The sequence below is a fragment of the Massilia sp. LjRoot122 genome, assembly GCF_964252725.1.
Classification (GTDB): domain Bacteria; phylum Pseudomonadota; class Gammaproteobacteria; order Burkholderiales; family Burkholderiaceae_D; genus Telluria.
This window is the reverse complement of the sequence record NZ_CAXUPB020000001.1, coordinates 2,990,025-3,008,289: the sequence shown is the minus strand read 5'-3', so window position 1 is coordinate 3,008,289 and position 18,265 is coordinate 2,990,025. Positions and strand designations below refer to the sequence as shown.

The 18,265-nt window shown below is 64.1% G+C and carries 13 protein-coding genes and 3 tRNA genes; 11 read left to right on the top strand and 5 right to left on the bottom strand.

Going from position 1 to position 18,265, the window contains the following annotated elements; genetic code table 11:
- Genes ACSQ25_RS13055 through hpnC form a run of 5 tightly spaced genes read right to left on the bottom strand, consistent with a single transcriptional unit; the run spans position 1 to position 4,095 of the window.
- Complete coding sequence (locus tag ACSQ25_RS13055) at positions 1 to 795, bottom strand: DUF1700 domain-containing protein (RefSeq protein WP_436106115.1); 795 nt, start codon at positions 793 to 795, stop codon at positions 1 to 3.
- A 20-nt stretch (positions 796 to 815) separates the two neighbouring features.
- Complete coding sequence (locus tag ACSQ25_RS13050; RefSeq protein ID WP_436106114.1) at positions 816 to 968, bottom strand: hypothetical protein; 153 nt, start codon at positions 966 to 968, stop codon at positions 816 to 818.
- A gap of 33 nt (positions 969 to 1,001) precedes the next feature.
- Positions 1,002 to 2,405 (bottom strand): hydroxysqualene dehydroxylase HpnE, encoded by a 1,404-nt coding sequence (gene hpnE / locus ACSQ25_RS13045; RefSeq protein WP_436106113.1) that lies wholly within the window; start codon positions 2,403 to 2,405, stop codon positions 1,002 to 1,004.
- Positions 2,392 to 3,225 carry a presqualene diphosphate synthase HpnD gene (gene hpnD, locus ACSQ25_RS13040; protein ID WP_436106112.1) on the bottom strand — a complete coding sequence of 278 codons (834 nt, stop codon included), beginning with the start codon at positions 3,223 to 3,225 and terminating at the stop codon, positions 2,392 to 2,394. Before hpnD ends, hpnE begins: the two co-directional genes overlap by 14 nt.
- A gap of 60 nt (positions 3,226 to 3,285) precedes the next feature.
- Complete coding sequence (gene hpnC, locus ACSQ25_RS13035) at positions 3,286 to 4,095, bottom strand: squalene synthase HpnC (RefSeq protein ID WP_436106111.1); 810 nt, start codon at positions 4,093 to 4,095, stop codon at positions 3,286 to 3,288.
- Positions 4,096 to 4,196: 101 nt separating this feature from the next.
- On the opposite strand from hpnC, the gene ACSQ25_RS13030 reads away from it, so the two are divergent.
- The 11 genes from ACSQ25_RS13030 to ACSQ25_RS12980 all read left to right on the top strand — a co-directional run bounded on the left by ACSQ25_RS13030 (position 4,197) and on the right by ACSQ25_RS12980 (position 18,055).
- The gene (locus ACSQ25_RS13030) at positions 4,197 to 5,339 is read left to right on the top strand and encodes an efflux RND transporter periplasmic adaptor subunit (protein ID WP_436106110.1); all 1,143 of its coding nucleotides are present in this window, start codon (positions 4,197 to 4,199) and stop codon (positions 5,337 to 5,339) included.
- The gene (locus ACSQ25_RS13025; RefSeq protein WP_436106109.1) at positions 5,336 to 8,434 is read left to right on the top strand and encodes an efflux RND transporter permease subunit; all 3,099 of its coding nucleotides are present in this window, start codon (positions 5,336 to 5,338) and stop codon (positions 8,432 to 8,434) included. Before ACSQ25_RS13030 ends, ACSQ25_RS13025 begins: the two co-directional genes overlap by 4 nt.
- 358 nt (positions 8,435 to 8,792) lie before the next feature.
- A tRNA-Leu gene (locus tag ACSQ25_RS13020) sits at positions 8,793 to 8,879 on the top strand.
- Positions 8,880 to 8,910: 31 nt separating this feature from the next.
- A complete protein-coding gene (gene tig / locus ACSQ25_RS13015) occupies positions 8,911 to 10,251 on the top strand; it encodes a trigger factor (protein WP_436106108.1) in 1,341 nt (446 codons plus the stop codon).
- A gap of 217 nt (positions 10,252 to 10,468) precedes the next feature.
- The gene (gene clpP, locus ACSQ25_RS13010; RefSeq protein ID WP_436106107.1) at positions 10,469 to 11,086 is read left to right on the top strand and encodes an ATP-dependent Clp endopeptidase proteolytic subunit ClpP; all 618 of its coding nucleotides are present in this window, start codon (positions 10,469 to 10,471) and stop codon (positions 11,084 to 11,086) included.
- Positions 11,087 to 11,243: 157 nt separating this feature from the next.
- The gene (gene clpX / locus ACSQ25_RS13005; protein ID WP_436106106.1) at positions 11,244 to 12,512 is read left to right on the top strand and encodes an ATP-dependent Clp protease ATP-binding subunit ClpX; all 1,269 of its coding nucleotides are present in this window, start codon (positions 11,244 to 11,246) and stop codon (positions 12,510 to 12,512) included.
- Positions 12,513 to 12,782: 270 nt separating this feature from the next.
- Complete coding sequence (lon, locus tag ACSQ25_RS13000; RefSeq protein ID WP_436106105.1) at positions 12,783 to 15,191, top strand: endopeptidase La; 2,409 nt, start codon at positions 12,783 to 12,785, stop codon at positions 15,189 to 15,191.
- Between the two features lie 200 nt (positions 15,192 to 15,391).
- A complete protein-coding gene (locus tag ACSQ25_RS12995; protein ID WP_436106104.1) occupies positions 15,392 to 15,664 on the top strand; it encodes an HU family DNA-binding protein in 273 nt (90 codons plus the stop codon).
- A 66-nt stretch (positions 15,665 to 15,730) separates the two neighbouring features.
- Positions 15,731 to 15,807: transfer RNA gene (locus tag ACSQ25_RS12990), tRNA-Asp, on the top strand.
- Positions 15,808 to 15,826: 19 nt separating this feature from the next.
- A tRNA-Asp gene (locus ACSQ25_RS12985) sits at positions 15,827 to 15,903 on the top strand.
- Between the two features lie 229 nt (positions 15,904 to 16,132).
- Entirely contained in the window at positions 16,133 to 18,055 is a 1,923-nt protein-coding gene (locus ACSQ25_RS12980) for a SurA N-terminal domain-containing protein (RefSeq protein ID WP_436106103.1), read from the top strand.
- Positions 18,056 to 18,265 lie beyond the last annotated feature (210 nt).

The window sequence follows — 18,265 nt, the reverse complement described above, 5'->3', positions numbered from 1 at the left end:
TCAGGCCCCCTTCAACAGCGACAGGTTCATCTTGATATAGCGTTTCAGGCCGATGAAGGTGTACCTGGTGATCACCAGCGAGAGCAGGAACAGCAGGATCCCGCCCAGCACCATGCCGAGGCCGACGAAGGTCTGGGCGGTGCGCGATTCGCCGTCCATGTCGGTATTGATCTGGATGCCGGCGTCGGCCACCTTCTCGGCGCGGCGGATCACCGCCGTGGCCCTGGCCTCGTCGTCCGGATTGTCGTCCGCCACGGCGGGATCGGCCCGTTCGTCTTCGACCACGTGGATGCCCTGCTTGCCGATCGAGACGCGGGTGCGCACGTTTTCCGTGGTCTCGCGGCGCTCGCCCGACTCCATGACTTCGATCCGGTGCAGGGGATTGTTCAGGACCAGTTCGTTGGCGCCGGCCAGGCCGCTCGCGGTGATGGCGATACCCGAGACGTAGAAGCCGAGGGCGGTGCCATATGCGGCGACCAGCAGGGCGGCATACACGGCCGCTGGAATCGCCATGAACAGGTTGAAGACCAGCAGACCCACCCCGGCGACGAGCATGCGCACGGCATTCGCGGGGGTCTTCTTTTCCTTGAATGCGTCCATGTGGGCGCTGGCACGCAGCGTCACCGCGACCTTGCGCGGATCGCCCAGCTCCTCGGCGATGCTCGCCTCGGAGCGGCCGGCGGCCACGCCGTCCACGAAACGCTGCTCGTACCAGGCCAGGGTCTTGGCCTGGATCTCCGGCGGCAGGCCGGTCATGGCCCGCTTGAGCGCGTCGAGATATTCCAGTTTGCCCATGTGTTGTACTTCTTCAGTGATCAATGGTGACCCACGACCGGGATCGAACCGATCGCGTAGGCCGTGGCCGGCGAAGAGCCGCCGATGAGTTCAGGCTGGACCAGCACGGCAGTGCTGGACACCACGACGGCCAGCAGGCCCAGGGTACGCAAACCGAGTTGGAGCTTGTTCATGTTGTTCAATCCGTAAGACATGTTTCGATGTTGCTAGCTTACGGAAGGGGAAGCATCCATGCCATCGGCATGCGACAGTCTGCGTTTTTCGCGGGGCAGGGTGCCGTAGGCGCGGATAAGCGCCGCGGCCTCGATGCCGCTGCGCACTGCGGTTTCCAGGGTCGCCGGGTAGTCGCTGGCGGTATAGTCGCCCGCCAGCACCAGGCCCGGCAGCGGGGTGGCGTTGGCAGGGCGGGCCAGGCCCGGGGTGCAGGAAAAGGTGGCACGCTTCTCGGTGATCACCCGCGTCCACTGCGGCGCGGCCAGTTGCGGGCATGCCAGGTCGCGGGCCAGCTGGGCGGCGATGCCGGCGGCCAGCGCGTCCTGGTCGAGCTGGGCGGCGGCGCCGGCGGCGCTGACGACGACTGCCAGCAGGCCCGGCTGGGCGGCATCGAGCTGGCCGCGGTCGAAGACGAACTGGCCCCAGCGCCCCTGGGCGGGATCGTCGAGCAGGGCGTAGAAGGGCAGGTCCAGGCGGACCGCCGGGTCGACCTGCAGGTAGCAGGTCGCGATCGGCTCGTAGTCCAGGGCGGAGAGCTGCCGCGCCAGGTCCGGCGCATGTGGCGCGAGCAGGGCGGCCGACTGGGTGGCGGGCGTGGCCAGCACGAGCGCGTCGAATTCCGCCTCCTGCCCCGAGAGCGCGGCCTGCCAGCCGTCGCCGGACGGCGTTGCGGCCGTCAGCTTGGCCCCTGTGAGCACCTTGCCGCCGTGCGTTTCGACGAAACGCGCCGCGGCCTGCGGGAACAGGGCGCCCATGTCCATGCGCGGCAGCAGCATGTCCGAGGCGGCGCGCCGCTTCGCGCCCAGGCTGTCGCGCAGCACGGCCAGGAAGACCTTGGCCGAGGCGCGTTCGGGCGGCGTGTTCAGCGCCGCGATGCACAGCGGGTGCCACAGCAGGCGGTTCAGGCGGGGGGTCTGGTCGTAGCGGTCCAGCAGCTCCCCGACCGTGCAATCCTGATACAGCACCCAGCCCATTGTGCGGCCGGTGGTGGTGAAGCGCGCCAGGGCCAGCTTGTCGGCGCGGGTCAGGCCTTTGGCGCGCAGCAGCGCGGCGAGCAGGTGGAAGGGCGCCGGCCAGCGTGGGGCGACGAAGTCCATGCCGCCGCTGCGCTCGGGATAGCGCATCTGCACCGGCAGGCGCAGCAGGGCCGTATCCGGGTCGATGCCGACCTGGCGCAGAAGGCGCAGCGTCGCGTCGTAGGCGCCCAGCAGGATGTGCTGGCCGTTGTCGAGCAGTTTTCCCTGCACTTCGACGCCGCGCGCGCGGCCGCCCAGCGTGCGGGCGCTCTCCGCCAGCGTGACCTGGGCGCCCTTGGCGGCCAGCTCCACGGCGGCGGCGCAGCCGGCCCAGCCGCCGCCGGCGACCAGGACCCGCAGCCCGGCCTCAGGTGCGGACATAGGTCTTCCAGGCCAGCCACAGCTTGCGCAGCGGCGTCAGCGAAATGCGCTGGTTCAGCACCTGGAAGTTGTCGCGCGCGATTTCGTCGAGCAGGGTGCGGTAGATCGCCGCCATCATCAGGCCCGGGCGCTGCGCGCGCCGGTCTTCCTTGGGCAGCAGGGCCAGCGCCTCGTCGTAGGTACGCTGGGCGCGCTCGTTCTGGTACCGCATCAGGGCCTCGAACTTCTCGCTGTGGCGGAAGTTGAGGATGTCGGCCGCGGTGACGTTGAACTGCTGGAGCTCGTTCACCGGGATGTAGATGCGGCCCTTGCGCGCATCGTCGCCGACGTCGCGGATGATATTGGTCAGCTGGAAGGCCAGGCCGAGCTTCTCGGCATAGGCCAGGGTCTCCGGCCGGGTGGTGCCGAAGATGCTGGCCGACAGGATGCCGACCACGCCCGCCACCCGCCAGCAGTATTTCTGCAGGCCGGGGTAGTCGAGGTAGCGGCTCTGGTCCAGGTCCATCTCCATGCCGTCGATGATGGCCTGCAGGTGCTGCTCTTCCAGCTGGTAGGTCGCGATGTGCGGCTGCAGGGCCTGGGTCACCGGGTGGGTCGGCGTGCCCTTGTACATGGTCGAGACCTCGGTGCGCCACCAGGCCAGCTTGATGCGCGCGACCGAGGCGTCGGAAGTCTCGTCGACGGTATCGTCCACCTCGCGGCAGAAGGCGTAGAGCGCCGTGATCGCACGGCGGCGCTCCGGCGGCAGGAACAGGAAGCTGTAATAGAAGCTGGAGCCGCTTTGGACCGTCTTTTGCTGGCAGTAATCGTCGGGGGACATGTATTGTTTGTTGGTGCTGAATGCTTAATGGGTGATGCGGGGTAATGCGAATCCGCTATTTTACATGCGCAGAGCGCGCCAGCCGACCACGAGCCAGTCGGGCGCGGCCAGGGTGGGACGGCGCCGGAACACGTCGTAGTCGGCCCGTTCGATGGCTTCCAGGATGCGCAGGCCGCCCTGCACCATGAGGCGCAGCTCCCAGCCGATCCGGCCCGGCAGGCGGTGGACCAGCGGGGAACCGCCGAGCATCAGGCTGCGGGCGCGCTCGACCTCGAAGCGCATCAGCGCGCGCCAGGCCGGCGTCGAAGGGCCGGACGCCAGTTCCGCCTCGCTCACGCCATGGCGTTCCAGGTCTTCCAGCGGCAGGTAGATGCGACCCTTGGGCAGATCGATCGCCACGTCCTGCCAGAAGTTGATGAGCTGGAGCGCGGTGCAGATCGCATCCGAATCGCGCAGGTTGCGCTCGTCGACCGCATCGTAGAGTTCCAGCATCAGGCGGCCGACCGGGTTGGCCGAGCGCCGGCAATAGTCGAGCAGGGCGGTGTAGTCGGGGTAGCGCGTGGTCACCACGTCCTGCCTGAAGGCCGACAGCAGGTCGTGCATGGGCGCGACCGGCAGGCGGAACTCGCGCACCACGCCGGCCAGGCGCCCGAACATGGGATCGGCCGGGGTGGCGCCATGTTCGATGGCCCGCAGTTCCCTGCCGTAGCGTTCCAGTTCGGACAACCGCTCGGCAGGCGCGGCGTCGCCTTCATCGGCGATGTCGTCGGCGCTGCGCGCGAAAGCGTAGATCGCTTCCACGGCCGGCACCAGGCGGCGCGGCAGCAGGAAGGAGGCAACCGGGAAGTTTTCGTAATGCTCGACTGGCATATTTGACTGTTGACTCTAATGTCGGGTTCTTGTCTGTTTCCCTGATTATAATTGCTTGATTACAAATGCCCTAACCGGCCACCAAGGCCAGAGGATTCGACGTGTCTGCTCTCCAGCTGTTTCGCCGTACCCGCACTGCATATGCCGCCCCGCTCTTGCTTGCCCTGCTGGCCGGCTGCGACAAGCCCGCACCCGAGCCAGAGGAGGTACGCCCGGTGCGCGCCATCCAATTGGCCGCCGGCAACGGCGCCGAGCGCGTCGAATTCTCGGGCGACGTCCGTCCACGCTATGAATCGCGCCTGGGCTTCCGGGTCGGCGGCAAGATCGTCGAGCGCAAGGTCGACGTCGGCGCCAACGTCAAGGATGGCCAGGTCCTGATGCGGCTCGACCCGCAAGACCTGCGCCTGGCCGAGGCCCAGGCGCGCGCCAGCCTGCGCGCCGCCGAGACCGAACGCGACCTGGCCCAGGCCGACTACAAGCGCCACCAGAACCTGCGTGCCCAGAACTTCGTCAGCCAGGCGGTGCTCGATGCCAAGCAGGCGGCCTTGCGGGCGGCCCAGGCCAATGTGGATGCGGCCCGTGCCGGCTTCCGCGGCCAGTCGAACCAGGCCGGCTATGCCAACCTGGAATCGGACGCCGACGGCGTGGTGACGGCGGTCGACGCCGAAGTCGGCCAGGTGGTGACCGCCGGCGCGCCGGTGGTGCGCGTGGCCCGCACCGACGAGAAGGAAGTCGTGATCGGCATCCCCGAAGACCGGGTCGGGCAGCTGCGCCAGGCCACGGAGGTCAACGTGCGCCTGTGGGCGAACCGCGAAGTGGCCATCCCCGGCAAGATCCGTGAGGTGTCGCCGGTGGCAGACCCGGCCACCCGCACCTACACGGTCAAAGTGGCGATCCCCGCCAGCCCCGAGGCGCGCCTGGGCATGACCGCCACCGTCGACATGGCCGTTGCCGGCAAAGGCGGTGACACGCAACTGCGCCTGCCCCTGAGCGCACTGGTGCAGGACAAGGGCGCGACCAGCGTCTGGGTGGTCGAGAAGGGCGCGGTGCAGCTGCGGCCCGTCCAGCTGGCGGGCCAGTCGGGTAACGAGCTGCTGGTGGCGGGCGGGGTGCAGCCGGGCCAGACCATCGTGACGGCCGGCGTGCACCTGCTCAAGCCGGGCCAGAAGGTCCGCATCCTGACGGCGGACGTCTCGCGCCGCGGCGACACCGAAGCCGCCGCAGCGGGCGGAGCCGCGAAATGAGGGGTTTCAACCTGTCGCGCTGGGCGCTGGAACACATCCCGCTCACGCGCTACCTGATCGCCGCACTGCTGATCGGCGGCATCCTGAGCTACCAGCAGCTGGGCCAGGACGAAGATCCGCCGTTTACTTTCCGCGCGATGGTGGTCAGCGCCGTGTGGCCGGGCGCCACCGCCGTGCAGATGGCCGAGCAGGTGACCGACCCGCTCGAGCGCAAGCTCCAGGAAACGCCCTACATCGACCGCATCCGCAGCTTTTCCAAGCCGGGCGAGACCACCATCATCCTCGAGCTGCGCGAATCGACGCCGCCGGCCGACACGGCGCCGACCTGGTACCAGGTGCGCAAGAAGATCGGCGACATGGCGGGCACGCTGCCGCAGGGCGTGATCGGCCCCTTCTTCAACGACGAATTCGGCGACACCTACGGCTCGATCTTCGCGCTCTCGGGCGACGGCTTCACCCAGGCCGAGATGCGCGACTATGCCGACTTCGTGCGCCAGCAATTGCTGAAGGTGCCGCTGGTCTCGAAAGTCGAGCAGTTCGGCGTCCAGGAAGAGAAGCTCTACATCGAATTCTCCAGCAAGAAGTTCGCCCAGCTGGGCATCCCCTTCGAGCAGATCGTCAACCAGATCGCCACCCAGAACCAGGTCGAGGCGAGTGGCGTACTGGTGACCCCGAGCGACAACCTGCAGGTGCGCGTCACCGGGGCGCTGAAATCGGTCGAGCTGCTGGAGAACCTGCAGCTGCGCGCCGGGAGCACCACCTTCCGGCTGGGTGATTTCGCCGTCGTGAAGCGCGGCTACCAGGATCCGCCCAAGGACAAGATGCGCTTCAACGGCAAGGAAGTGATCGGCCTGGGCGTGTCGATGGAAAAGGGCGGCAACATCATCAGGCTGGGCGAAGGCCTGGACGCGACGGTGAAGCGCATCCGCGCCCAGCTGCCGGTCGGGATCGAGCTGGAGCACGTATCGGACCAGCCGCAGGCCGTCACCGCCTCGGTCAATGAATTCATCAAGGTGCTGGTCGAAGCCGTGATCATCGTGCTGGCCGTGTCCTTCATCGCCCTCGGCCTGCACACCAAGCCGAAGCTGCGCATCGACGTGCGCCCCGGCCTGGTGGTGGCGCTGACGATTCCCCTGGTGCTGGCGATTACCTTCCTGTTCATGCGGGTGCTCGACATCTCGCTGCACAAGATCTCGCTCGGCGCCCTGATCATCGCGCTCGGCCTGCTGGTGGACGATGCCATCATCGCGGTCGAGATGATGGTGCGTAAAATGGAAGAGGGCATGTCGCGCTTCGAGGCGGCCACCTTCGCCTACACCTCGACGTCGATGCCGATGCTGACCGGGACCCTGATCACCGCCGCCGGCTTCCTGCCGATCGGCCTGGCCAAGTCGGCCGCCGGCGAGTACACCTTCACGATGTTCTCGGTGAATGCGCTGGCCCTGCTGATCTCCTGGGTGGCAGCGGTGGTGTTCACGCCCTACATCGGCTACGTCCTGTTGCGTGTCAAACCGCACGGGCAGGGTGAATCCTCGCACGACGTGTTCGACAGCCCGGCCTACGAGCGCTTCCGCCGCCTGGTGCACCGCTGCGTCGAGTGGCGCAAGACCACGATCGCGCTGAGCCTGGGCGTGTTCGCGCTGGGCGTGTTCGGCTTCAATTTCATCGAGAAGCAGTTCTTCCCGGATTCCAGCCGTCCCGAGCTGATGGTCGAGATGTGGTCGCCGGAGGGCACCAGCTTCGCGGCCAACGAGGCGGTCGTAAAACGCTTCGAAGGCTTCCTGAGGCAGCAGCAGGGCGTGCAGAGCGTGACCAGCTATGTCGGCACCGGCAGCCCGCGCTTCTACCTGCCGCTGGACCAGATCTTCCCGCAGTCGAACGTGTCGCAGCTGGTCGTGCTGCCGGTGAACGCCGAGGCGCGCGAGGCGCTGCTGCGCAAGATCGAGGATGCCTTCCGCAACGATTTCCCGGAGGTGCGCGGGCGCGTGAAGCTGCTGCCGAACGGGCCGCCGGTGGCCTATCCGGTGCAGTTCCAGGTGCTGGGCCCGGACATCGGCATCGTGCGCGGCGTCGCCGACCAGGTCAAGGAGGTGATGCGCGCCAACCCGAACACGGTGGGCGTCAACGACAACTGGAACGAGGCGGTGAAGGTGCTGCGCCTCGACCTCGACCAGGACAAGCTGCGCGCCCTCGGGGTGACCTCGCAGTCGGTGCGGCGCGTGATCAATACGACCCTGAGCGGCACCCCGGTCGGCCAGTTCCGCGAGACCAATCGCCTGATCGACATCGTCGTGCGCCAGCCTCTCGAAGAGCGCTCGACCATTACGCGTCTGTCGGAGGCCCTGGTGCCGACCGCCGGCGGCGACGCGGTGCCGATCGGGCAGGTGGCGCGGGTCGCCTTCGTGTGGGAGCCGGGCGTGGTCTGGCGCGAGGGGCGCGAGTGGGCCATCATGGTGCAGTCGGACGTGAAGGCCGGCATCCAGGGCCCGACCGTCACCGCGCAGGTGGACGAGAAGCTGGCCGATATTCGCGCCAAGCTGCCGGCGGGCTACCGGGTGATGGTGGAAGGCGCGGCCGCCGACAGTTCGGATGCGGAAGCTTCGATCATGGCCAATGTGCCGCTGGTGCTGTTCATCGTGTTCACCCTCCTGATGCTCCAGCTGCACAGCTTCTCGCGTTCGTTGCTGGTCTTCCTTACAGGCCCGCTGGGCATCGCCGGGGCGGCCATGGCGCTGCTGCTGTTCGGCCGGCCCTTCGGCTTCGTGGCGAACCTGGGCGTGATCGCACTGTTCGGCATGATCATCCGCAACTCCGTGATCCTGGTCGACCAGATCGAGCAGGACATCGCCGCCGGGGCCGAGGCCTGGGACGCGATCGTCGAGGCGGCGGTGCGGCGCTGCCGGCCGATCCTGCTGACGGCCGCCGCGGCGGCGCTGGCGATGATCCCGCTGTCGCGCTCCGTGTTCTGGGGCCCGATGGCAGTGGCGATCATGGGCGGGCTGCTGGTGGCGACGGCGCTGACCCTGCTGTTCCTGCCGGCGCTGTATGCGGCCTGGTTCAGGGTCAAGAAGCCGGTCGGCTCGAAAACCGTTTAAGCTTCTTCGACCACCAGCAGGGGAGTCGTCATCCCGGCGCAGGCCGGGATCCAATTTTGCCAGCGAACCACAGGCGCTTGCTTGCATCCGCTAACGTGAGGCAACGAAATTGGGTTCCGGCCTTCGCCGGAACGACGGCTCATCTGCTAACGATGAACAGGTATGCATATGGCTGAGCTGTAAGACATCTATATAGAAGAGCTCCCCACCCCCGCACGCCTAGAAAAAAGCGTCCAATAGTGACAGAAAATCCAGTAAAATAACCGGCTGAAGTTGTAGCCCCTAAACAGAGGAGTGCAGGGCGGCCGGTTTCACTGTCGGGCGCCCTTTGTTTTTGTGGCAAAAAATGCAATCCTGCGCGAGGATGGCGAAATTGGTAGACGCACCAGGTTTAGGTCCTGACGCCAGCAATGGTGTGGGGGTTCGAGTCCCCCTCCTCGCACCACGAATAATTATTTTTTTGGACGATTTTTATAATGGCAACTGCAGTCGAAACCCTGGGTAAACTCGAGCGTCGCTTGACGATCACTTTTCCGGTAGCTGACGTCCGTAGCGAGGTCGAAAAGCGCCTCAAGAAGCAGGCCAAGACGGCAAAGGCCCCGGGCTTCCGCCCAGGCAAGGTGCCGCTCAAGATGGTCGCTGCCCAATACGGTTACCAGATCGAATCGGATGTGCTGAACGACAAGGTCGGCCGCGCCTTCAATGACGCCGCCAACGAGAACCAGCTGCGCGTTGCCGGTTTCCCGAAAATCGAGCCGAAAGAAGAAGCGCCGGAAGGCATGCTGGCCTTCGACGCGACCTTCGAAGTCTACCCGGAAGTCGTGCTCGGCGACCTGGCCAATGTCGACATCGAAACCGTGTCGGCCGACGTGACCGACGCCGAAATCGACAAGACCATCGACATCCTGCGCAAGCAGCGCGTGCACTACCACACCAAGGGTGAGGCAGGCGAGCACGGCGACGGCGGCGAGCCGGTGGCCGCCAACGGCGACCGCGTGACCGTGGACTTCGTCGGCCGCATCGACGGTGAAGAGTTCGCCGGCGGCAAGGCCGAGAACTACGCCTTCGTGCTGGGCGAAGGCCGCATGCTGCCGGAATTCGAAGCCGCGACCATCGGCCTGAAAGTCGGCGAGAGCAAGACCTTCCCGCTGCCTTTCCCTGAGGATTACCACGGCAAGGACGTGGCCGGCAAAACCGCCGAGTTCACCATCACCCTGAACAAGCTCGAGTGGGCCCACATGCCGGAAGTCGACGCGGAATTCGCCAAGTCGCTCGGTATCGAAGACGGCTCGATCGAGAAGATGCGCGAAGACATCAAGACCAACCTGCAGCGTGAAGTCAACGCCCGCGTCAAGGCCCGCAACAAGGAAGCCGTGATGGACGCCCTGGTCAAGGCCACCGACCTGGAAGTGCCGAAGGCGATGATCCAGCAGGATTCGGAGCGCCTGGCCGAAATGACCCGCCAGGACATGATGCAGCGTGGCATGGACGTCAAGGCGATGCCTTTCCCGGCAGAGATGTTCGCCGACAAGGCCGAGCGCCGCGTGCGCCTGGGCCTGATCCTGTCGCAGCTGGTTTCGGACAATAACCTGCAAGCAACCCAAGAGCAGGTCAAGGCCCAGATCGAAGACTTCTCGCAGAGCTACGAAGATCCGAAGGAAGTCCTGAAGTACTACTACAGCGACCGCCGCCGCCTGGCCGAAGTGGAAGCTCTTGTATTAGAAGAAAACGTCGTTAACTATGTCCTCGGCAAGGCGAAGGTCGGCACCAAGACCATCGCTTTCGATGAACTGATGGGTGGCAACCCACAGGGTTAAGGAATTTCCAACCCGAAAGGGTGCGTTGTGGTTCAATCGTAGGGTGGGCGGGTCTCCCGCCCGCGCGTTCAAATCACTGTGATGCCGCCTGCGCGGCTATTCCATTGCTGGTTGAACGCGCGGGCGGCGAAGCCGCCCACCCTACGTGTCTGTGTGAACTGCACGCGTCTGCTAAGATTGGATTTCTGAACCCCTTTTTAATAGGAACGAGACAGGTATGATTCGTAATCCGGCATTGGATACCCAAGCCCTCGGCCTCGTGCCGATGGTGGTCGAACAAAGCGGCCGCGGCGAGCGCGCCTATGACATCTATTCGCGCCTCCTCAAGGAGCGCGTGATCTTCCTGGTCGGCCCTGTCAACGACCAGATGGCCAATTTGATCGTGGCACAGATGCTGTTCCTGGAAAGCGAGAACCCGGACAAGGACATCTCGCTGTACATCAACTCGCCGGGCGGTTCGGTCTCGGCGGGCCTGGCGATCTTCGACACCATGAACTTCATCAAGCCTGACGTGTCGACCCTGTGCACCGGCCTGGCCGCCTCGATGGGCGCCTTCCTGCTGGCCGCAGGCGCCAAGGGCAAGCGCTTCTCGCTGCCGAATTCGCGCGTCATGATCCACCAGCCGTCCGGCGGTTCGCAGGGCATGGCCTCGGACATCGAAATCCAGGCCAAGGAAATCCTGTACCTGCGCGAGCGTCTGGCCCGCATCATGGCCGACAACACCGGCCAGAGCATCGAGCAGATCCACCGCGATACCGACCGCGACCGCTTCATGTCGGCGGAAGAAGCTGTCGAATACGGTATGATCGACCGCGTCCTGACCAACCGCGCCTAAGCGCGTTGCGACATCGACCAAGGTGTTGCCAAAAAACGCCCGGGCGGAACTACGTTCGGGCGTTTCGTTTTTATTTCAGGTAGCATGTTCGTGTACGCACTTGTTGCGTACCCGTATTAGCGATATATTCATTGCAATTCATTAAATTACCTGCCCCATGTCTGACAAAAAATCCTCCAGCGGCGAAAAACTTCTGTACTGCTCGTTCTGCGGAAAGAGCCAGCACGAAGTCAAGAAGCTGATCGCGGGACCGTCGGTGTTCATCTGCGATGAGTGCATCGATCTGTGCAACGACATCATCCGCGACGAGACTTCCAATGTCGAATCGGTGGCGGGCGCCAAGTCCGATCTGCCGACTCCACACGAAATCACCGAACTGCTCGACCAGTACGTGATCGGCCAGCAGACGGCCAAGCGCATCCTGTCAGTGGCGGTGTACAACCATTACAAGCGCCTGAAGCACCTGGGCAAGAAGGACGACGTCGAACTGGCCAAGAGCAATATCCTGCTCGTGGGCCCGACCGGTTCCGGCAAGACCCTGCTGGCCCAGACCCTGGCGCGCATGCTCAACGTTCCCTTCGTGATCGCCGACGCGACCACCCTGACCGAAGCCGGCTATGTCGGCGAGGACGTCGAGAACATCATCCAGAAGCTGCTGCAGAGCTGCAATTACGAAGTCGAGAAGGCCCAGCGCGGCATCGTGTATATCGACGAGATCGACAAGATCTCGCGTAAATCGGACAACCCGTCGATCACGCGCGACGTGTCGGGCGAGGGCGTGCAGCAGGCCCTGCTGAAGCTGATCGAAGGCACGATGGCGTCGGTGCCCCCGCAGGGCGGCCGCAAGCATCCGAACCAGGACTTCGTCCAGATCGACACGACCAACATCATGTTCATCTGCGGCGGCGCCTTCGACGGCCTGGCCAAGATCATCCAGAACCGTTCCGAAAAGAGCGGCATCGGTTTCGCCGCCACGGTCAAGAGCCAGACCGAGCGTGCAGCCAGCGAGATCATGATGGACGCCGAGCCGGAAGACCTGATCAAGTTCGGCCTGATCCCGGAACTGGTCGGCCGCCTGCCGGTCGTGGCGACGCTGAACGAGCTCACCGAGGAAGCGCTGATCCAGATCCTGATCGAGCCGAAGAACGCCCTGATCAAGCAGTACTCGAAACTGCTTGAAATGGAAGGCGCCGAACTCGAAATTCGTCCTGCGGCCCTGCACGCGATCGCCCGCAAGGCGCTGGCGCGCAAGACCGGCGCCCGCGGCCTGCGTTCGATCCTCGAACACGCGCTGCTGGACGTGATGTATGAATTGCCGAGCCAGCAAAATGTGGTCAAGGTCGTGATCGATGAAAATACGATCACGAACGCCGCAAAACCTTTGCTGATTTACAGCGAAACGCCGAAAGCATCCGGCGAAAACTGAAAAAAGACGCGCACTCTTGCCACAAAAGTCTTGCCGTACGGATTCTTGAGCGTACAATTTACCTCAATAATAGACGTAGGCTTCAATCGAAAAGCCACTCGCGGGAGCCCTCGCGCAGTGGCTTTTTCATTTGAAAAGACGACTTTTATTGGAACGGCTATATTTTCACTTAATTGATAATGTTTTACCGGTAGAAAATATATTCGCGGTGGTCTTGAGATTTACGCTGCGAGCGCCCAAGTTCAGCAACACGTTTCTATAAGGTATGCCATGACAACTACGAAATTAACCGAGCAAACGACGCTGCCTCTCCTGCCGCTGCGCGATGTGGTCGTGTTCCCGCATATGGTGATACCTCTGTTCGTCGGCCGTCCGAAGTCGATCAAGGCCCTCGAGGCCGCGATGGAGCAGGGCAAGAGCATCATGCTGGCTGCGCAAAAGGCCGCAGCCAAGGACGAACCTTCCGCCGCAGACATCTACGAGATCGGCTGCGTGGCCAATATTCTGCAAATGCTGAAGCTGCCCGACGGTACCGTGAAGGTCCTGGTCGAGGGCGCCCAGCGCGCGCGCATCGATCAGATCACCGATGGCGCCACCCACTTCACGGCCGAGCTGACCCCGGTCGCCTCGGAAATCGGCGACGATTCCGAAGTCGAGGCCATGCGCCGCGCCATCGTCCAGCAGTTCGACCAGTACGTCAAACTCAACAAGAAAATCCCGCCCGAGATCCTCGCTTCGCTGGCGGGCATCGACGACGCCGGCCGCCTGGCCGACACCGTCGCCGCGCATCTGCCGCTCAAGCTCGAGCAGAAGCAGGTCATCCTCGAGATCTTCAACGTCGCCAAGCGCCTCGAGCACCTGCTCGGCCAGCTGGAAGGCGAACTCGACATCCTGCAGGTCGAAAAGCGCATCCGCGGCCGCGTCAAGCGCCAGATGGAAAAGTCGCAGCGCGAGTACTACCTGAACGAGCAGGTCAAAGCCATCCAGAAGGAACTCGGTGAAGGCGAAGACGGCGCCGACATCGAAGAGCTGGAGAAGAAAGTCATCGCCGCCAAGATGCCGAAAGAGGCACTGGAAAAGGCGCAGGGCGAGATCAAGAAGCTCAAGATGATGTCGCCGATGTCGGCCGAAGCCACCGTGGTGCGCAACTACATCGACACCCTGGTCGGCCTGCCGTGGAAGAAGAAGTCGAAGGTCACCATCGACCTGGAAAAGGCCCAGCAGGTGCTGGAGTCGGATCACTACGGCCTCGACAAGATCAAGGAACGCATCCTCGAGTACCTCGCGGTGCAGCAGCGCGTCGACAAGCTGAAGGCCCCGATCCTGTGCTTCGTCGGTCCTCCGGGCGTAGGTAAAACTTCGCTGGGCGAATCGATTGCCCGCGCGACCGGCCGCAAGTACGTGCGCATGGCCCTGGGCGGCGTGCGTGACGAAGCCGAGATCCGCGGCCACCGCCGTACCTATATCGGCTCGATGCCGGGCAAGGTGCTGCAGTCGCTGTCGAAAGTCGGCGTGCGCAACCCGCTGTTCCTGCTCGACGAGATCGACAAGATGGGCGCGGACTTCCGCGGCGACCCGTCCTCGGCCCTGCTCGAGGTGCTGGACCCGGCGCAGAACCACACCTTCAGCGACCACTACGTCGAAGTCGACTTCGACCTGTCGGACGTGATGTTCGTGGCGACCTCGAATTCCTTCAACATCCCGCCGGCCCTGCTGGACCGGATGGAAGTGATCCGCCTGTCGGGTTACACCGAGGATGAGAAGACCAGCATCGCGCAGCGCTACCTGCTGCCGAAGCAGATCAAGAACAACGGCCTGAAAGAAGGCGAGATCAAGGTCGAGGAATCGGCGATCCGCGACATCATCCGCTACTACACCCGGGAAGCCGGCGTGCGTTCGCTCGAGCGTGAAATCTCGAAGATCTGCCGCAAGGTCGTGAAGATGCTGCTGATGACCAAGTCGGAAAAGCGCATCCTGGTGAACGGCAAGAACCTCGACAAGTTCCTGGGCGTGCGCCGCTACGACTTCGGCGTGGCCGAGAAGGAAAACCAGGTCGGCCAGGTGGTCGGCCTGGCCTGGACCGAGGTGGGCGGCGACCTGCTGACCATCGAAGCCGTCAACGTGCCGGGCAAGGGTGCGATCATCCGCACCGGTACCCTGGGCGATGTGATGAAGGAATCGATCGAGGCAGCCCGCACGGTGGTCCGTTCGCGTGCGCAGCGCTTCGGCATCAAGGCCGAAGCCTTCGAGAAGACCGACATCCACATCCACGTGCCGGAAGGCGCGACGCCGAAGGATGGTCCGTCGGCCGGTATCGGCATGACGACGGCGCTGGTCTCGGCCTTCACCGGCATCCCGGTGCGCGCCGACGTGGCGATGACCGGCGAGATCACGCTGCGCGGCGAAGTCCTGCCGATCGGCGGCCTGAAGGAAAAGCTGCTGGCGGCGCATCGCGGCGGCATCAAGACGGTCCTGATCCCCGAGCAGAACGTGAAGGACCTGGCCGAGATCCCGGACAACGTCAAGAACAAGCTCGAGATCGTGCCGGTGCGCTGGATCGAGAAGGTGCTCGAGGTTGCACTGGAGCGCCAGCCGGAAGCGCTGGCGGACGTGCCGGCCGCCGTGGCCGTCACCCCGGCCCCGGCTGCGGAAGCTTCGACGGACGTGGTTAAGCACTGATCGCAGTACGTGATCGATAAGACAGGCGCTTCGGCGCCTGTTTTTTTTCGTGCCTGCCGCGTGCATGAAGTGACGTATGCATGCAACCGACACCGGCCTCCACGGATGTTGCTTGACAGACCAATGTTGCCCTTGTTTAATACGCGCTTGCACTTTTGCAGGAAGGCGCCGCGGCGTCCAACGTATAAACGAGGGTTAGAGTGAACAAGACAGAACTGATCGAAGAAATCGCGAAGTCCGCGGACATTACCAAGGCTTCGGCGACGCGTGCTCTCGACGCGATGATCGTCGCGGTGACCGAGTCGCTGAAGAAGAACGACAGCGTCACGCTGGTCGGCTTCGGCACCTTCACCGTGGGCGAGCGCGCCGCACGCACCGGCCGCGATCCGCGCACCAAGGAACCGATCAAGATTGCAGCTGCAAAGGTTCCGAAATTTAAGGCTGGTAAAGCGCTGAAAGATGCTGTAAACTAATGCCTTCTCTGCAGTGACACGCAGGGAGCACTAGCTGAAAAGCTAATGCAATGAAGTGTTTTTGTTGGAGCGGTAGTTCAGTTGGTTAGAATACCGGCCTGTCACGCCGGGGGTCGCGGGTTCGAGCCCCGTCCGCTCCGCCAACATCCACAACATTAGTCTGGAGCGGTAGTTCAGTTGGTTAGAATACCGGCCTGTCACGCCGGGGGTCGCGGGTTCGAGCCCCGTCCGCTCCGCCAGAACATTCAGGATAGAAGTGCTCCCCCTGCGGGGAGCACGGATAGGGCGAGAAGGGATTCCCTTGCAAGGGAATCCGCGGCCCGCGGCACGTGGGCGAGCCCCGTCCGCTCCGCCAGAATTCAGTAAGGTCCGGAGTCTGCGAAGGCTCCGGAATACAAGAAGGGGCGAACGCGAGTTCGCCTTTTTTTTTAACTTGTGCTGTTAAAGCATTATCAATCTAGGCTGACCATGTTTGATTTTGTCCGTAACAACAAGCGCGTGATGCAGGGCCTGCTGTTGGTCCTGATCGTGCCTTCGTTCGTGTTAGTTGGTCTCGAGAGCTACCAGGACCGCGGCGACGCGGCCACCGGCGTGGCCACCGTGGCCGGCCAGAAGGTCACCCAGCAGGAATGGGAAGAAGCCCAGCGCCGCCAGATCGACCAGGCGCGCCAGATGATGGGCCCGCAGTTCGACCAGAAGATGTTCGAGACGCCGGAAGCCAAGCAGGCCATCCTGAACAACCTGGTGGCGGAACGCGCCATCCGCGCCGAGATCGCACGCACCAACATGAGCGTGGGCGACGCCGCCCTGGCCAAGAGCATTGCCGAGATCCAGGCCTTCCGCAAGCCTGACGGCAGCTTCGACATGGAGCAGTACAAGGCGGCCCTGGCCGCCCAGGGCATGACCCCGGCCATGTTCGACCAGCGCCTGCGCAGCGACCTGACCATGCAGCAGCTGTCGAACTCGATCCAGGCGACCGCCTTCGCGCCGCGCTCGGTGAGCGCGCGCCTGTCGGACATCAGCGACCAGGAACGCGAAGTCCAGGAAATGCAGTTCCCGATCGCGCAATTCCTGCCGCAGGTGAAGGTCACCGACCAGATGGTCAAGGCCTATTACGACAAGAACGCCCAGCTGTTCACGATCCCGGAGCAGGTGAAGGCCGAGTACGTCGTGTTCGACGCCGCCGCCGCCGAAAGCCAGGTGCAGGTGACGGACGCCGAAGTCACCGAGTACTACAACAAGAACCTCAAGAGCTACACGACGCCGGAACAGCGCACCGCGAGCCACATCCTGATCAACCTGGCGCGCGACGCCAAGCCGGCCGACCAGGCCGCCGCCAAGGCCAAGGCCGAAGCGGTGCTGGCGGAAGTGCGCAAGAACCCGGCGAACTTCGCCGAGATCGCCAAGGCGCAGTCGCAGGACCAGGGTTCGGCCCAGGCCGGCGGCGACCTCGGCGTGGTCGAGAAGGGCGCCTTCGTCAAGCCGGTGGAAGACGTGATCTATGCGCTGAAGGAAGGCGAAGTCAGTGGCGTGGTGCAGTCGGAGTTCGGCTACCACATCATCAAGCTCACCTCGCTCAAGGCCGCCGAGCAGAAGCCGCTGCTGGCCGTGAAGGATGACATCGCCGCCGACCTGAAGAAGCAGAAGGTGTCGAAGCGCTACTCGGAAATGGCCGAGACCTTCACCAACATGGTGTACGAGCAGTCGGAAAGCCTGAAGCCGGTGGCCGACAAGCTGGGCCTGAAGATCCAGACCGTCGACAAGCTGACGCGCAAGCCGAACCCGCAGCTGGGCACGGCACCGTACAACAACGAGAAGTTCCTGGCGGCCCTGTTCGGCACGGACGCCGTCAAGAACAAGCGCAACACCGAAGGCGTGGAAGTGGCGCCGGGCGTGCTGGTCTCGGGCCGCGTGCTCGAATTCAAGCCGGCCACCAAGCGTGCGCTGGCTGACGTCGACGCCCAGATCCGCCAGCGCGTGACCCTGGAAGAAGCGGCCCGCCTGGCGCGCGCCGCCGGTGAGCAGAAGCTGGCCGCGGCCAAGGCCTCGGGCGATGCGACCGGCTTCGGCGAGCCGAAGCTGGTGACCCGCACCAAGGAACCGACCATCAATACCACCGCCGCCGTCGCGGTGCTGAAGGCGGATGCGACCAAGCTGCCGGCCTACGTCGGCGTGGAGATCCCGGGTCAGGGCTATGGCGTGTACCGCATCAACAAGGTAGCGCAGCCGGCCGCACCCGACGTCAACCGCCGCAAGCAGGAAGCCCAGCAGATCTCGGGCATGGTGGGCCAGTCGGAGCTGTTCAACTACGTCGAAGCACTGAAGACCAAGGCCAAGGCCAAGATCAACGTGCAGCCGTCGCAGCTCGGCGTCAAGACCGACGGCGAGTGATCGCCACGAAGTAGCAAGGCATGAAAAAGCCCGGCTGTGTGAGCAGCCGGGCTTTTTGTTATTCGGGCGATGAACAGCGTTAGTGGCTCATTCATCCCGCACCTTCAGCACGTCATCCCGGCGAAGGCCGGGATCCAATTCCGTCTCACAGTGAGAACGCAAATGCTTGTGGCGGCGCGTGCAAACTTGGGTCCCGGCCTGCGCCGGGAC

Excerpts from the sequence above, each read along its gene's own strand:
- lon (WP_436106105.1), top strand. The coding sequence starts at position 12,783 with ATGACAACTACGAAATTAACCGAGCAAACGACGCTGCCTCTCCTGCCG.
- clpX (WP_436106106.1), top strand. The coding sequence starts at position 11,244 with ATGTCTGACAAAAAATCCTCCAGCGGCGAAAAACTTCTGTACTGCTCG.
- clpP (WP_436106107.1), top strand. The coding sequence starts at position 10,469 with ATGATTCGTAATCCGGCATTGGATACCCAAGCCCTCGGCCTCGTGCCG.
- hpnC (WP_436106111.1), bottom strand. The coding sequence starts at position 4,095 with ATGCCAGTCGAGCATTACGAAAACTTCCCGGTTGCCTCCTTCCTGCTG.
- hpnE (WP_436106113.1), bottom strand. The coding sequence starts at position 2,405 with ATGTCCGCACCTGAGGCCGGGCTGCGGGTCCTGGTCGCCGGCGGCGGC.
- ACSQ25_RS13025 (WP_436106109.1), top strand. The coding sequence starts at position 5,336 with ATGAGGGGTTTCAACCTGTCGCGCTGGGCGCTGGAACACATCCCGCTC.
- hpnD (WP_436106112.1), bottom strand. The coding sequence starts at position 3,225 with ATGTCCCCCGACGATTACTGCCAGCAAAAGACGGTCCAAAGCGGCTCC.
- ACSQ25_RS13050 (WP_436106114.1), bottom strand. The coding sequence starts at position 968 with ATGAACAAGCTCCAACTCGGTTTGCGTACCCTGGGCCTGCTGGCCGTC.
- ACSQ25_RS13055 (WP_436106115.1), bottom strand. The coding sequence starts at position 795 with ATGGGCAAACTGGAATATCTCGACGCGCTCAAGCGGGCCATGACCGGC.
- ACSQ25_RS12980 (WP_436106103.1), top strand. The coding sequence starts at position 16,133 with ATGTTTGATTTTGTCCGTAACAACAAGCGCGTGATGCAGGGCCTGCTG.
- tig (WP_436106108.1), top strand. The coding sequence starts at position 8,911 with ATGGCAACTGCAGTCGAAACCCTGGGTAAACTCGAGCGTCGCTTGACG.